Annotated in this window: 15 protein-coding genes; 1 reads left to right on the top strand and 14 read right to left on the bottom strand. The window is 34.7% G+C overall.

Features of this window, described 5'->3' with window-relative positions; translation table 11 throughout:
• Positions 1-334 precede the first annotated feature (334 nt).
• The 7 genes from CYJ72_RS00140 to rpsB all read right to left on the bottom strand — a co-directional run bounded on the left by CYJ72_RS00140 (position 335) and on the right by rpsB (position 7,234).
• Entirely contained in the window at positions 335-1,231 is an 897-nt protein-coding gene (locus tag CYJ72_RS00140; RefSeq protein WP_284629987.1) for an aldose 1-epimerase family protein, read from the bottom strand.
• 23 nt (positions 1,232-1,254) lie between these two features.
• Entirely contained in the window at positions 1,255-2,658 is a 1,404-nt protein-coding gene (gene hslU, locus CYJ72_RS00135; RefSeq protein WP_284629986.1) for an ATP-dependent protease ATPase subunit HslU, read from the bottom strand.
• Between the two features lie 13 nt (positions 2,659-2,671).
• A complete protein-coding gene (hslV, locus tag CYJ72_RS00130) occupies positions 2,672-3,196 on the bottom strand; it encodes an HslVU peptidase proteolytic subunit (protein ID WP_066123976.1) in 525 nt (174 codons plus the stop codon).
• Complete coding sequence (gene xerC / locus CYJ72_RS00125) at positions 3,197-4,111, bottom strand: tyrosine recombinase XerC (protein ID WP_101813375.1); 915 nt, start codon at positions 4,109-4,111, stop codon at positions 3,197-3,199.
• Positions 4,112-4,510: 399 nt separating this feature from the next.
• A complete protein-coding gene (gene pyrH, locus CYJ72_RS00120) occupies positions 4,511-5,236 on the bottom strand; it encodes a UMP kinase (protein WP_066123982.1) in 726 nt (241 codons plus the stop codon).
• 216 nt (positions 5,237-5,452) lie between these two features.
• Positions 5,453-6,334: a translation elongation factor Ts gene (gene tsf / locus CYJ72_RS00115; RefSeq protein ID WP_101813376.1), complete on the bottom strand. Its 882-nt coding sequence runs from the start codon at positions 6,332-6,334 to the stop codon at positions 5,453-5,455.
• A gap of 117 nt (positions 6,335-6,451) precedes the next feature.
• Positions 6,452-7,234 (bottom strand): 30S ribosomal protein S2, encoded by a 783-nt coding sequence (rpsB, locus tag CYJ72_RS00110; protein WP_284629981.1) that lies wholly within the window; start codon positions 7,232-7,234, stop codon positions 6,452-6,454.
• 215 nt (positions 7,235-7,449) lie between these two features.
• Here rpsB and CYJ72_RS00105 point away from each other — a divergent pair, with 215 nt between their 5' ends.
• Positions 7,450-8,823 carry an Mbeg1-like protein gene (locus tag CYJ72_RS00105; RefSeq protein ID WP_284629979.1) on the top strand — a complete coding sequence of 458 codons (1,374 nt, stop codon included), beginning with the start codon at positions 7,450-7,452 and terminating at the stop codon, positions 8,821-8,823.
• Positions 8,824-9,226: 403 nt separating this feature from the next.
• On the opposite strand, the gene lepB is transcribed toward CYJ72_RS00105, so the two are convergent.
• The 7 genes from lepB to yihA all read right to left on the bottom strand — a co-directional run bounded on the left by lepB (position 9,227) and on the right by yihA (position 15,974).
• A complete protein-coding gene (lepB, locus tag CYJ72_RS00100; protein ID WP_284629977.1) occupies positions 9,227-9,817 on the bottom strand; it encodes a signal peptidase I in 591 nt (196 codons plus the stop codon).
• A complete protein-coding gene (locus CYJ72_RS00095) occupies positions 9,817-11,271 on the bottom strand; it encodes a S41 family peptidase (RefSeq protein ID WP_284629976.1) in 1,455 nt (484 codons plus the stop codon). The genes lepB and CYJ72_RS00095 overlap by 1 nt, the downstream gene beginning before the upstream one ends.
• Positions 11,272-11,273: 2 nt before the next feature.
• A complete protein-coding gene (gene deoD / locus CYJ72_RS00090; protein WP_284629975.1) occupies positions 11,274-11,990 on the bottom strand; it encodes a purine-nucleoside phosphorylase in 717 nt (238 codons plus the stop codon).
• A 30-nt stretch (positions 11,991-12,020) separates the two neighbouring features.
• Positions 12,021-12,233, bottom strand: a complete 213-nt coding sequence (locus CYJ72_RS00085; RefSeq protein ID WP_245631239.1) for a YozE family protein — start codon at positions 12,231-12,233, stop codon at positions 12,021-12,023.
• A 139-nt stretch (positions 12,234-12,372) separates the two neighbouring features.
• The gene (gene rpoD / locus CYJ72_RS00080; RefSeq protein ID WP_284629972.1) at positions 12,373-13,518 is read right to left on the bottom strand and encodes an RNA polymerase sigma factor RpoD; all 1,146 of its coding nucleotides are present in this window, start codon (positions 13,516-13,518) and stop codon (positions 12,373-12,375) included.
• 12 nt (positions 13,519-13,530) lie between these two features.
• The gene (gene dnaG / locus CYJ72_RS00075) at positions 13,531-15,375 is read right to left on the bottom strand and encodes a DNA primase (RefSeq protein ID WP_284629970.1); all 1,845 of its coding nucleotides are present in this window, start codon (positions 15,373-15,375) and stop codon (positions 13,531-13,533) included.
• Between the two features lie 14 nt (positions 15,376-15,389).
• Entirely contained in the window at positions 15,390-15,974 is a 585-nt protein-coding gene (yihA, locus tag CYJ72_RS00070; RefSeq protein ID WP_066124012.1) for a ribosome biogenesis GTP-binding protein YihA/YsxC, read from the bottom strand.
• Positions 15,975-15,978: the final 4 nt, after the last annotated feature.

Here is a 15,978-nt window from a genome sequence, read left to right as displayed (position 1 = left end):
GTTTTGACTTTTATGCAGCTCACAACGCCATAATTTTACGCAAAAACGTGCTCTCATTAATTGTGGTATTCACATTGGCTCACTATTGAACCTATATAGAGAAAAAGATTGGGAGTGGGCAGGAAGTAGAAAAATAGGATGATTTTCACTTCATCTGCCCACCCCCGTATATTGAATAAGTGTCAAACTAGTTATTAAGATGCCGTTTGAGATAACCTCAACTACTGCGCAAAAAATAATCACATGGAACCAAACGGCATTTTTAACGTTTTTCAGCTTATTCTTTTAAATTAATCATATAAACGTTATACAACGCCTTGATTAACCTGCAAAACTAGCGATTACCTTTTTCAAATGCTAACGTATAATCATGCGTTTTGATACTGCTAGGATTTAATTTATTAATTGCATATTTATCAGTCAATTCTCCCGTACTATTGGTTGTATCTGCTAAACCAGCCCAAGGTTCGATACAGACAAAACCACCTTTTTTAGGATAAGAAGACCAAATGCCCACTAAATTTAGTTGATTAGGATTCATGGTGATTTTGACTTCGTTATTTGGATCATTCAAAACAACTTTAGTATCTTTAGCTAATAAAAAGATTTGGGCATCGCGCTTAAATGTTTTATGTAAAATGGGATTGTTATTAACATTAATATATTTTGCCTTATCTAAATCAGCTGAACCATTAACTAATGGTATATTTAAATAGCTACCAGCCGGTTCGAATGTATAACTGACGTCGATAAACTCGGGTTGACCCGTTTTTGGACGGTGATGGCTAACATTAAATGCCGGATGCCCTCCTACACTATAATATAGCACTTGGTCAGTAGCTGGATTGAGGACTTCATAGCTAACCGATACTTTGTCTTCAAATAAAATATAAGTAATTTGAAAACTAAATTCAAACGGATAAACTTTTAATGTTTCGTCATTACTTTTTAAATAGAATGTTGCTGAATTATCTGTAACAGCTTGCGTTTGAAAGGTCATTCTACGAGCAAAACCATGACGAGATAATTCGTAAGTCTTGCCTTGATATTGATATTGATTGTTTTTTAATTCACCTACAATCGGAAATAAAACCGGTGCGGTCCCATTCCAATAACGCTTGTCGCCTTGCCACATAAATTCATAGTTTGACTCATTATCAATGACCGAACGCAATTCAGCACCTAATTCACTAATTTTTACAGTTAAACGGTCATTCTTTAAAATAATCATCTTCTCACACTCCATTTGTTCTACTATAAAATATAATGGCTTAAATCGCGATTTTCAACTATTTTTTCTAATTTTTGAGTAACATATTTTTCATTAATTAATATTTCACCCATTTGCATATCAGCCGATTCGAATAATAATTCCTCTAATACTGTTTCTAAAATAGTATGTAGACGTCTTGCACCAATATTATCGGTATTTTGATTTAATAAGACGGCATATTCTGCCATTTTATTAATTGCTCCTTCATCGAAAGAAATATTTACTCCTTCAGTAGCAATTAAAGCTTCATATTGTTTAATTAGAGCATTTTTAGGTTCACTTAAAATTCTGATAAAGTCTTCTTTAGTTAAATCATGTAAATTAACACGAATTGGGAAACGACCTTGTAGTTCTGGAATTAAATCAGATGGTTTTGATACATGAAAAGCCCCACTTCCAACAAATAAAATATGGTCGGTATTAATGATGCCATATTTGGTTTGAACTTGACTCCCTTCAACGATTGGCAAAATATCCCTTTGAACTCCTTGTCGGCTGACTTCACCGGAATTTTGATTTTTGGTGGCAATTTTATCCATCTCATCAATAAAAATAATCCCGTTTTCTTCTGCTAATTTTAATGCTTTTTGTTGAATATCATCCAAGTTAACTAAGCGATCTGCTTCTTCCTCCGTTAATAAGGCTACCGCTTCTTTTACTGTAACAGTGCGTTCAATTTTCTTTTTAGGTTTTAAGGCATTTAAACTTTCTTGCATATCCATCATTTGTTCCATGGCAGGATTTAAGCTTGTTAATTGCATTTTCTTTTCTTCAAGTTTGATGGTGACTTCATGATTATCTAATAAACCATCACGGATTTGTTGTCTAATTTGACGACGTGAACTGGCTACTTCATCACTTACAATTTCTTCCGGTTCTTCATCCGTTTGGGGGGGTTGCATTGCTTTAAACATCTCCCCAAACATGCCTAAATTTGGTGTCGTATTATTGGCCTTTTTTTCTACTTTTTGACCTGGTCTTAATGCTTTCGCAATTCTTTCAATCGCTTTGGCTTCGGCTTTGTCGTGAACCGCTTCGTGTTCCTGTGCTTTTACAAGGCGAATACTATTTTCTACTAAATCACGCACCATTGATTCAACATCGCGTCCGACATAACCTACTTCAGTATATTTAGTCGCTTCCACTTTAATAAATGGCGCTTGAGTAATGGTTGCTAATCGACGAGCAATTTCTGTTTTACCCACACCGGTTGGGCCGATCATTAATAAATTTTTAGGTTTTACTTCATGTTTCATCTCATCATCTAATTTTAAACGACGTACACGATTTCGTAGCGCGACTGCTACCGCTCTTTTAGCTTCATCTTGTCCGATAATATATTTATCTAATTCATTTACTACTTCTTTTGGAGTTAAATCTTTCATATAGCCACCTCTTCTATGCTTCTTCTACAATAATTTGATCATTAGTAAAGATATCAATTTCCCCAGCAATTTTTAATGCTTCATAAGCAATTTCTTTCGCTGATAAATCATTGTCGTGTCTTACTAAGGCTCGCGCTGCAGCTAATGCAAAATTACCACCTGAACCAATCGTTAACACGCCATCATCCGGTTCGATAACTTCTCCAGTTCCACTGACCAATAGCATGGTTTCTTTATTCATAACAATGAGTAATGCTTCTAACTTTTGTAAACCACGATCTGTTCGCCATTGTTTAGCGACTTCTACTGCTGCTCTAGTCAATTGTCCTTGATGTGCTTCTAGTTTTTCTTCAAACATTTCAGACAGAGTAATCGCATCCGCAACGCCTCCGGCGAACCCAATTACCACCTCATTATGATAGATACGGCGTAATTTACGAGCCGATGATTTCATAATGACTTTTTCACCCATCGTAACTTGGCCATCACCAGCCATTGCTAATTGATTATTCTTTTTAACTGCACAAATTGTTGTCATTTATTCATTCTCCTTTGTCTTTCTTCTGGCTCTTGGATGAGCGTTTAAATAGGCTTGTCTCATCTTATCCGTACTTAAATGAGTATATATTTGGGTTGTTCTTAAATTTTCATGGCCTAACATTTCCTGAACACTTCTTAAATCTGCTCCATTATTCAATAAATGTGTAGCAAAAGTATGTCTAATTTTATGAGGATATATCGCCGCATTTAAACCAGCGGCTTGATTAATCTCACTTAAAATCTTCCTAATGTGATCTGGCTTTAATGGTTGACCTTTTTCATTAATAAATAATTGATGAACGCTCGGATCATGATGATGTTCTTGGCGCCAGGTTGCTTGGTATTCTTTAATCGCCTTTAACGCCTTATCACCTAAGGGGACTATTCGTTCTTTATTCCCTTTTCCGATGACCCGAACTAACTGTACAGCGACATTAACTTGAGATACTTTTAAATCGCATAACTCACTTACCCGTAATCCTGAACTATAGAGTAATTCAATAATGGCAGCATCTCTTATCCGCGTATCAGTTTCCATTTGATAAGCAGTCTCAATCAATTTATTCATTTCTTCTTCATAAAAAAATTCCGGTAAACGCTGTTCTTTAGCTCTATAATGTATCAAATCGAGCGGATGACTTTCTAATACATCTTCTAATACCAAATAATTAAAAAAAGAACGTGCACTTGATAATTTTCTAGAAATAGTAGCAGGACGATATTGCTGTTCATTTAGAAAAGCTAAATAATAACGCATATCTTGATAACTGACTTCAGAAACTTCGGTTGAACCGCTACTATCGAGAAATTGATACAGTTCATTTAAGTCTTTTTGATAAGAAATAATTGTATTCTCAGAATAACGGCGCTCGTTTAGTAAATAAGCTAAAAAATTTTCAATATAAGTTTGCACGTTACCCCTCCTAACACTCTTTTTATTATACATCAAATATAGTCAAATTTCCATGATACCAAAGTCCGATTAAATTTTTTATCACGTCATGATGATAGCAAAACTTTATTATTTTACTAAGCTGAAAAAAGATAGGTTTGTTTAAATTTTTACCCATTTCTTAATCTGAATCAGTTTTTTTGAACGCTAGTTAAGAAATGTTGTAATCAACCGATAGTACGCCACTATAAAATGCATCAGCATAACTGCTCTTACAACCGCAATATGATGACATCCTACGGCTTCTTTATACCAATACTTTCTACTATCATACTAAAATTTTGTCCATAATAAAAAGAGAAACTATCATCATCAACGATTTTCGTTAAATAGTTTCTCTTAATTTATTTATCGATTAAATTATTTTCCTCTGACAGTAGTACCGATGTTTTCACCTAATACTACACGACGGATATTACCTGGTTCATTTAAATTAAAGACCACCAATGGAATGTCATTATCCATACTTAAAGAGCTTGCTGTCGAGTCCATCACTTTTAATCCTTTAGAAATCACTTCTAAATGCGTTAAATTATCATATTTAGTTGCTGTAGCATCTTCACGTGGATCAGCATTATAAACACCGTCTACATTGTTTTTCGCCATTAAAATAACATCCGCTTCAATTTCAGCTGCACGTAAAGCAGCCGTTGTATCAGTAGTGAAATAAGGATTCCCAGTTCCACCAGCAAAGATAACGACACGTTTTTTCTCTAAATGACGCATTGCACGACGACGAATATAAGGTTCAGCAATTTGGCGCATTTCAATTGAGGTTTGTACACGTGTTGGTACGTCATTATTTTCTAAAACATCTTGTAATGCTAATGCGTTCATCACAGTGGCTAACATCCCCATATAATCTGCTTGTGCGCGATCCATGCCCATTTCCGAACCAATGTTTCCACGCCAAATATTACCGCCACCGACTACGATAGCAATTTCAACACCTAATTCATAAACGTCTTTTATTTCAGCGACCATTTCTTTAATTACTAAGGGATTGATGCCAAACCCTTTTTCTCCAGCGATTGCTTCGCCCGATAATTTTAATACAACACGTTTATATTTTGGCTCCTGTGTCATGTTAATATTCTCCTTCCATCGATACCTAAAAAAAGAATGGTTTATAAACTGAACATTGTCCCTTTCAATCTTAAGTACACTCCGCATAAATAGCAAAGGTTGAATCCGTTAACATCGAAATTCCATTCATTGAATCAACCGATAAGTATCTTATTTAAACAATGAGGCTTGGCAAGAAAGTGTACACTTTTTACCAGGCCCCAACTGTTATATTAATTATTTTTTCATTTGTGCTGCTACTTCGTCAGCAAAGTTTTCTTGGCGTTTTTCCATACCTTCACCCACTAAGAAACGAGTGAATTTAACTACTTTACCGCCTTTTGCTGAAGCGTATTGACCAACAGTTTGATCGCCATCTTTAACAAATGGTTGCTCAGTTAAACTAATTTCAGCTAAGTATTTGTTCATACGACCTTTAATCATTTTTTCAACGATTTCAGCTGGTTTACCTTCGTTTAAAGCAATTTCAGTTTGAATTTTTTCTTCGTGAGCATAATCTTCATCAGATACATCCTCACGGCTTACATATTTAGGATTCATAGCAGCAATATGCATTGCAATATCTTTTGCTACTGCTTCATCTGTTGTACCTTCGATTAATGTTAAGACACCGATACTACCATCAGTATGGACATAAGTACCAAATGCATCGTTATCAGTTTTTGTGTAAATTTCAAAACGACGTAATGAAATTTTTTCACCAATTGTGTTAATTGCATTGATAATTAAGTTTTCAACAGTTTCACCGTTTACGTCTAAAGCTAAAGCAGCTTCTAAGTCTGCTGGTTGTGCTTTAGCAATTGTTTCAGCTAAAGTTGCAACTAATTCTTTGAATTGATCGTTACGTGTTACGAAGTCTGTTTCAGCGTTTACTTCGATTAAAGCAGCTGTATTACCATCTTCATAGAATGCTGTAGTTCCTTCTGCAGCAATACGGTCAGCTTTTTTACCTGCTGAAGCTAATCCTTTTTCACGTAAAAAGTCAACAGCTTTATCCATATCTCCTTCAACTGCAACTAATGCTTTTTTAGCATCCATCATTCCGACACCGGTCATGTCACGTAATTCTTTAACTAATTTAGCTGTAATTTCTGCCATTTAATATATCCTCCTAATGATATTTATAAATAAACCATCTTAACACAGGTCCCAGCTCACTAAGCCTATGGTTTATGCCTGAATTAAGATGGATAAAAACATTATTTCAAAAAGTGATTATTCAGCACTTTCTTCTTCAACAGACTCTTCTTTGTTATCAAATAAATTATCAAAGAATTCTGTATCATTTGTTTCGTCTGTCGCTTCGTTTGCAATTTCACCTTGGTTTGATTCAATAATTGCATCTGCCATAGCGTTAGTAATTAATTTAATTGCACGAATTGCATCATCGTTTGATGGGATAACAACATCGATTTCATCTGGATCACAGTTTGTATCGACCATCGCCACGATTGGAATATTTAATTTATGAGCTTCTTGAACAGCAATACGTTCTTTACGAGGATCCACGATGAAGATTACATCTGGAATTCTTGGCATATCTTTAATACCACCTAAGAATTTTTCAAGACGTTCTTGTTCTTTTAAGATTTCCCCAACTTCTTTTTTAGGTAAAACTTCAAAAGTTCCATCTTCAGCCATTTTTTCGATTTCTTTTAAGCGACGAATACGGCCTTGAATCGTATCCCAGTTAGTTAATAATCCACCTAACCAACGGTGATTAATATAGTATTGACCTGATTTAACGGCTGCTTCTTCAACCGCTTGTTGAGCTTGTTTTTTAGTACCCACAAATAAAACTACATTTCCATCAGCACTAGCTTCGCGCATATAGTTATATGCTTCGTCTACTAATTTTACTGTTTTTTGTAAGTCAATGATATAAATACCATTACGCTCAGTAAAGATGTAGCGTTTCATTTTAGGGTTCCAACGACGTGTTTGGTGACCAAAGTGTACACCAGCTTCTAACAATTGTTTCATAGAAATAACTGCCATAATAAAATTCCTCCATTTGGTTTTTGATATCCTCCGAATCTGTCATCTAATGAACCAACTTATCCCTAAGCACCTGGTTCATCATCCAGAATTCGTGTGAATTGGTTTAACACCGTTTCTCATTTTACATGATTCCTATTAAGAATGCAAGCTAAAATTGCGTTTTATCGATAATTACGATAAAATTATGCTAGCTGATTCAAAGGAGGTCTCCTATGTCAACTTTATTTCATTATATCGATCAAGTGAAAGAAATCGCACTCACACCTGACAATTTAAATGAAGTGGATATTTTAATCATTAATGAGTTAACTTATCTACCTTTTGATTTGTATTTATCACCGCAAAATAATTATCAAAACCCTAAAATGCTCAATGATTTATTTAAAGAATATCAATTAAATTCTAAATTACATCATATTGAAAATGCCATTTTAGCGACTGAAAAACGCTATAAATTATTTGAGAAAGTTGCCGAGGCACCGCGGTACCAAGACATATCAGCTTTTAATTTTGTTAATCATTTCAGTGAGAAAAATAATAAGCAATTTTGTGCTTTAACGTATCGTTTACCTGGTAATGAATTATTAGTTTCCTATCGAGGTACCGATGATACTTTAGTAGGTTGGAAAGAAGATTTTAAATTAGCCTATGAAGAAGATATTCCTTCTCAATTCGAAGCGAAAAAATACATCTCATCGATCATCCATGAGGTAGCCGATGATTCATTAATAATCAGTGGTCACTCTAAGGGTGGGAATCTTGCACTAATAGCGGGTCTATCATTACCTCAGCAAGTCATCGAAACAAGATTGCTGCATTTATACTTATTTGACAGTCCAGGTCTAACCGCTAATCAAATTCACCTTCCCGAATACCAAGCGTTAAAGCCTTATATTTATCGCTATATTCCGGAAGATTCGGTTGTAGGTAAGATGATGTTTCATAACATCAAACCTATTATTGTAAAAAGTAATCATATTAGTGTTTTTCAACATGATATTATGCATTGGCGTATCCAAGATACTCAAATTGAAAGAACGACGCAAACGACTGATGCGAGTAATATTATTGACCGGACCTTAAAGCAGTGGTGCGATCAGTACAGTGCGACCGAATTAGCGACATTCTTTGATTTTGGTTTTCAATTACTGGAATTAGCTGGTGCAAAAACATTAAATGATATTTCCAAAGACCTTTTAGACTTCATCAAAAAAGTTAACCTTGTAAAAGCTGAAATCGATAACGAGAAAAAAGAACAATTCATGACCATCGGCAATCAATTATTAGCGATATTGAAGGAAAATTATCATCAATATCAAAAAGAAAAAATTTATTCTATTCGTACTGATGTTTCTTATTTTTTTGAAAATCTATCAGATAAAACGCGTGACACTTTCAATCTCGATCAAATAAGTGAAAAATTACCGCAATCTTTAAAATTAACTCATTTGGAACAATTGAGCGATAAACTTCCGTCTAAATTGTCTCTTAATCCAGTCGATGGTATTAGCCATCGGATATCTTCAAAACTAAATATTGATGCCTTTGCCGATTGGCTAGAAAATTTCAATCAAAATAAAAATTAACATTCTAGCCAAATGATCGTTTATGCTTATACAAATAGGGTTATATTTTGAATAAGTATAAAAATCGATACGAATAATGGATTGATTACTTCATTTACAATGGTAAATTTATTTCACTAAATTATAAAAATAACCGGACGGATATTTTATCTAAGTCCGGCACGGCACAATAAGACTTCTGATGTAACTAGTTTGAAGAACTAAGGCTCTATACTTTTTGGTGTAGGTGAACAGAGTCATTTCTATTTATCCATACCATTTGACAAAGAGCCAGAACTAATACGATTATTAAACAAACAATTCCTTCTACCCAATTCACATAAAAAGCTGAATGCTTATTCATCACGGTATCTTACACTTACATCTAAGATACTTTGAAAAAGCATTCAGCTTATTTTATTCATTACTTAACAACCACTTGGCCTGATGCATCTAATTGATAATGATCGAGTTTTTTTATTTGATTAAAAGGAAAATAAACAATCGACGTTTCACCTTGAATAGACTCAATCGGGACTAAACCAAATTGGCGACTGTCACCAGAAGCCGGTCGATTATCTCCCAATACAAAATAATATCCTTCAGGTATTACTTCTTCTCCTATGGTATCCCATAAGCTAAAATCTTGCGTAAAAATTCCTTCCGTTTGCGATTTTAATGGCTCTAAGTATGGTTCCGCAGTGGGCTGATTATTTATATACAAAACATCATCTTTTACATAAAGACTGTCCCCGGGTAAGCCAATTAAGCGTTTGACATACGATTGTCCTGAACCCATTGGATCGGGAAACACCACAATATCAAAACGGTCAATTTTAGTTTGCTTTAATAAAAGCATTTGACTTCCATCTTTTAAGGTTAAATCCATTGAATGACCTTCAACTTGAAAAGGCTGAACGAGATAACTTTTAATAATCAAAAACAAGACTACTGCGATGGTAATGGAAAATAAGAGGTTAATGAATTCATTAAAAAGTGAATGCACTACTCGCATTATTCCGTTACCTGTATCAGTGTTTCCAATGCTTTATCATATTGAACATCATGATTATTTAAATATTCTCTCGCTTCATTATTCAGTAAATTAGCCGTATCACCAGTAATAATGCCGTCTGCTTCCAAATTATTTTTCTCTTGGAATGCTTTAACCGCTTGGGTCACTGATTCATCAAAGAGATAATCGGAATTAATTTCATAACCTAATGCTTTTAAAATTAAAATAGCTGTTTTGGTATAATCGGAGGCATCGCCTTCTTTCACTTCTTCTTTACTATTTAGTGAAATAGAATTAGCTAATGGCTCGTTTTCCACTTCAACTTTAGGGGTAATACCTGTCTTGTGAATCCACATACCAGATGGCGTTAACCATTTAGCAACCGTTAATTTTAATTCGCCAAAATCAGACTGATTGGTTATATTTTGAGCCGTTCCTTTACCAAAGGTTGTCATACCTACTAAAGGATTATCGGTATTTTCAGAAATGGCAGCCGATAAAATCTCACTTGCGGATGCACTTCCTTCATTAATTAATACCACATACGGTTCGTCAATTTGGAATTTACCATATGCTTTATCATTAGCTGCATAAGCAATCGGCTCTTTATCTTGTTCTTGCATTTGAACAATGATATCACCATCTTTAAGAAACATATTGGAAATAATAATCGCCTGATCTAATAATCCTCCAGGATTATTACGTAAGTCGAAAATAAAGCGTTTCGCTCCATCTTTGCGCAATTGACTCACGGCTTCTTCGATTTCATCGGCAGTGGTGCTGGCAAATTGAGTAATTTGAACATAACCAATTGTCGGTTCATTCTCATCAAGTTTACTTTCTACTGAAATTAAAGGGATTTCTGCACGTTCTACTTCTACTTCAAAAGTACTGGATCCTCTTTGAATTTTAAGATTAACTTTGGTACCAATTTCACCTCGAATATGTTTAACCACTTCATTCGAATTCATATCGGTTAACGAAACACCATCGGCTTCCAAAATAATATCATTGGCTCTTAAGCCAGCTTTATCTGCTGGAGTATCCGCAATTGGACTAATAATGGTTACTAAGCCATTTTGAGTCATAATTTGAACCCCAATTCCTGTAAAGGAACCTTCAATTGTTTCGTCAAATTGTGCCGATTCATCACTGTCCAAGTACTCTGAATAAGGATCACCTAATGAACGGACCATTCCATCCAAAGCGCCTTGTAAGAGCACTTCTTTATTCACATCTTCAATATAATTATCTAAGATACTATTGTAGACATCTTCTATGAGCTTAAAATCCTCATCTTCTAATGGCGACTCATCTACTTCAACAGTTGTTTCTGCTACTGTTGTTTCCTCTTCTGTCTTCGTCTCAGCGATGACCATTGTCGTCGGATTCATTGTAGCTAACAATAATAAGGTAGCTGTTGAATGTAGTGTTAGTTTTTTTAACAATGACATCATTATGCCTCCAATTTTACAGCTGTTTCTAAAGCTATCTCCATCATTTGAGTAAAGGTTGTTTGTCTTTCTTCAGCGGTTGTTTCTTCGCCAGTTAAAATATGATCGGAAATCGTACACATCGTTAAGGCTTTTTTATTGTGTTTAGCGGCTACTGCATAGATACCGGCTGCTTCCATTTCAACGGCCAACACACCATAACGGGCTAATTTTTTCTTATCCATTTCTTCATTATAAAAACGATCACTCGATAAAATATTTCCAACATGAATGCCTTGGACATCTGATTTTTCGGCAATATGATAGGCAATGTCCAAAACTTCAAAAGAAGCAATCGCTGAGTAATGAACTTGACCTTCAAAAATATTGCTTAAAGCACTAGAATCAGTGGTTGCCCCCATTCCAAAAACAATATCACGCACTTTAACTTCTTCTTTCATTCCACCAGCTGTTCCGATACGAATGATCGTTTCAACACCATATTCTTGATATAATTCTTCAGCATAAATCATTGCTGAAGGAATTCCCATACCTGAACCTTGTACCGAAACCTTTACCCCTTTATAAGTTCCGGTATAACCAAACATATTACGAACGGTATTATATTGATCCACATCTTCTAAAAATGTTTCCGCAATAAATTTTGCTCTTAACGGATCTCCTGGGAATAAAACAGTTTTAGCAATAGCCCCTTTTTCTGCAGCAATATGTGTACTCATTTTTTCACACTCCTAGTTTAATTAATAATTTTAAAATTGATATTGATTCCAAGCATCATCAAATATGCTCAATAATTTTGAATAATGACTATTTTCTTCCATATATTTCGAAATAACTTCAAAATCAGTTTCATGTTTTGGAAAAGAAATATCCTGATGTATCGCATTTGCTAAACGACTCATTGGATCATTCGCATCAAAATCAGTATATTTTCGTATAAATTGATAAAATGTTTGTTCCAAAGGACACCTCACTATCTTATTTGATATCATATAATTCATATTATAACATGATTTAAAATATACAAGCGAATATTTTTATTTTTATCAAAAAAAAGCACTTAAGATAACAATAGGCCATCTTAAGTGCTTGATCATAAGTCTACTCTAAAAAGTCTTTCAATTGATTAGAACGACTTGGGTGACGTAATTTTCTTAAAGCTTTGGCTTCAATTTGACGAATACGTTCACGAGTAACGCCAAATACTTTACCCACTTGCTCTAAAGTGCGAATATTCCCATCATCTAAACCAAAACGTAAACGTAATACATTCTCTTCACGGTCAGTTAATGTATCTAAAACATCTTCTAATTGCTCACGCAATAAGGCAGAAGAAGTAAAAGTTTCTGGGCTCATTGCTGCTTCGTCTTCAATAAAGTCTCCTAAATGGGAATCATCTTCTTCACCAATTGGCGTCTCTAAAGAAACGGGTTCTTGAGCAATCTTCAAGATTTCACGAACTTTTTCTGTTGAAAGGTCCATTTCCGCCCCAATTTCTTCTGGTGTCGGTTCACGTCCTAAATCTTGTAATAATTGACGTTGAACACGTACTAATTTATTAATTGTTTCCACCATATGTACTGGGATACGGATTGTTCTGGCTTGGTCAGCAATTGCACGGGTAATTGCTTGACGAATCCACCATGTTGCGTATGTTGAGAATTTAAAACCTTTAGTATGGTCAAACTTCTCTACTGCTTTCATTAGTCCCATGTTACCTTCTTGAATAAGGTCTAAGAATTGCATCCCACGGCCAACATAACGTTTTGCAATTGAAACTACCAAACGTAAGTTTGCTTCGGCTAATTCTTGTTTTGCCAGTTCATCACCTTGACTAATACGAATCGCTAATTCAACTTCTTCTTCACCACTTAATAATGGAACGCGACCGATTTCTTTTAAGTACATACGAACGGGGTCACTTACTTTTAATTTAGTTGCAGCGGCTTTTTCAACTGCAGTTGGTTCAGGTTCATCAACATTAATATCTCCTTCGTTGATCATTTGTTGTTTGGTTGGTCCACCATCTTCACCAACAACCGCAATTCCATTATCTTCTACTTTTTGAATTAATTTATTCATATCATCAGCATCCAAACCATACTTACTTGCGATTTGGTCTGATAAATCATCGTATTTAATTTGGCCAATTAATTTACGTTCAGCGATTAATCGCTTTACCGCTTCTTCATAGGAGACGCTAACTTCATTAGTTGTTTCTTTAAGATTATCTTTCTCTTCAGCCATACGCCCAACTCCTTAAATCTTTATTTGTCTCGTTAAACGAAGTATTTCTACCATTGCTTCAGATACTTCTGTTTTTCTACCTTCTTTTTGGAAAGTCTTTAATCGCTCTTTCCACTCGAGAATTTCTTGCTCTATAAAGGATCGTTTAATGACTTTAAAACAATCACTCATGACCACATCATCATAAGATAATTGTCTAGCGTCCCATATAATATCCCTATAAAGTTGTTGTAACTCATCTTCTAATTCCTGTTCCAATCCTATCATCGGAAATGACAACCCTTTATCATAGTAATAATATTCTAACTTAAAAAATAATTCTTGGAAATAAGGATGATAAAAAATCGGTTGCTTATAGTGTTGTTCCAAATAAAACCAAGCATCTTGATGATAAATCAAATTCTGGATAATCAATTTTTCTGCTTCATAAGCCGTTTTTGATTGAATTGTTAATTCTTTTCTTTCTACAATTGGACTAAAAGCGCGATCTGTACTATCAAAATTTATTTCATTATCATTAGTTGATGAATAATAAGAATTACCTTGATTTGAATGCTGTTTGGAACGAGCAATCTGTTCTTTGACAATGGCTTCATCAATGCCATATTCTTTCACAATATCTTGAATTCTTAATTGTTGTTCAATAGGTGATTCAATCATGGCAATTAACCCAATCACCTTTTCAATATATTGAGCTAATCCTTGTTCATCTTGTAAATTGAATTGTGTTTTTAAAAACTCTCGTTGAAAACTGAAACGGTTGTTAGCATTTTGGATTAATTGCTTTAATGCTTCCCCACCATTCGCTTGGAGCCATTCATCTGGGTCCATCCGGTTAGGAATGCGCACACTCTTGAATTGTTTATTCTTGAAAGGAAGACTCAATTCAAAGGCGCGATTGGTCGCATTTTGTCCGGCATCATCACCATCAAATACAAAAACAATTTCTTGTGCCATTTTCGTCAGTTGTTCGAGATGGTGTGAAGTTAAACTAGTTCCCATGGTTGCAACACTATTCATGATGCCATTTTGATCCATTCGTATAACGTCCATAAATCCTTCACAAACAATGGCTTGTTTTAAACGTCTAATTTCAGGTCTTGCCAAATCTAAATTAAAAATTAGCTGATTTTTTTGGAAAATATCCGTTTCAGGTGAGTTAATATATTTAGACTCAGATTGAGTTTCTCCAAAAACACGACCAGAAAAACCTACTACCTTTCCTTGTTGATTACGTAGAGGAAAAACTACCCTTCCCCTAAAACGATCGACTAGGACTTGATCATCTTTTTGATAAAAAATACCGCTATTGACTAATTGTTGATTGCTATAACCTTCTTTAAGTAAATATTGATATAGCACTTCTGAGTTTTCAGGCGCCAATCCAATTAAATAACGCTCAATCATTTTTTTATCAATCTGACGATCCGTTAAATATTCTAACCCATCCCGTCCATTATTGGTTTGATTTAGATAATAGGCATAAAACGTGGCTGCTTTTTCATGTATTTCGAATAAATCAGCAAAACGTTCATTTTGTACAGACCCTTGATTAATATAACGGGGATCTAATGGTACACCAGAAAATTCAGCTGCTTTTTGGACTGCTTCAGGAAAACTGATGCCTTCTATTTCTTGCAAAAACGTAAAGACATTACCACCACGTCCACAACTAAAACATTTAAATATTTGTTTGTCACTATGAATCGAAAAAGAAGGATTACGGTCTTCATGAAATGGACAGGAACAAGAATAACTATTGCCTCGCTTGGTTAATTGAACATATTGTCCAATTACATCTACAATATCTGTTTTTTCTCTAATCTCATTAATGGTCTCTGCAGGAATAAAGCTCAATCGCTTCACCTCTTTTATTCTATCACTGATTCAATAATATCCCAAATATCTTGGCAACCTTCTCCTGTTTCTGATGAAACAGGAAATAATGCATCAATTGTAGGTAAATCCAGTGCTTTTTTATACATTGATAGATGTTTATTCCACTGACTCTTTTTAACTTTATCTAATTTAGTTAACACAATCGCATAAGGGATGTCGGATTCTTCAGCAAAATCTTTCATCGCAAGGTCCAATTGTGTAGGCTCGTGACGAAAATCCATTAATAACAATAATACCCGAATATTTTCTCGATTTAATAAATACTCTTCTATCATTTTAGCCCATCGTTGACGGTCTGTTTTAGAGACTTTCGCATAGCCATAACCAGGTACATCGACGAATCTGAATAGGTCATCAATATTATAAAAATTCAATGTTTGAGTTTTCCCTGGTTGACTTGATGTGCGCGCTAATCCTTTACGATTAATCATCTTATTAATAAAGGATGATTTCCCAACATTAGAACGTCCCGCTAAGGCAATTTCAGGTTGATGATCATCAGGATATTGATTAGGACTAACAGCACTGATCACTAATTCAGCTTTCGTTACATGCACATGA

This window comes from Globicatella sanguinis (genome assembly GCF_002847845.2).
Lineage (GTDB): Bacteria > Bacillota > Bacilli > Lactobacillales > Aerococcaceae > Globicatella > Globicatella sanguinis.
Note: the sequence above shows the minus strand (reverse complement) of the source record. Positions and strands in the feature narration are given on the sequence as shown.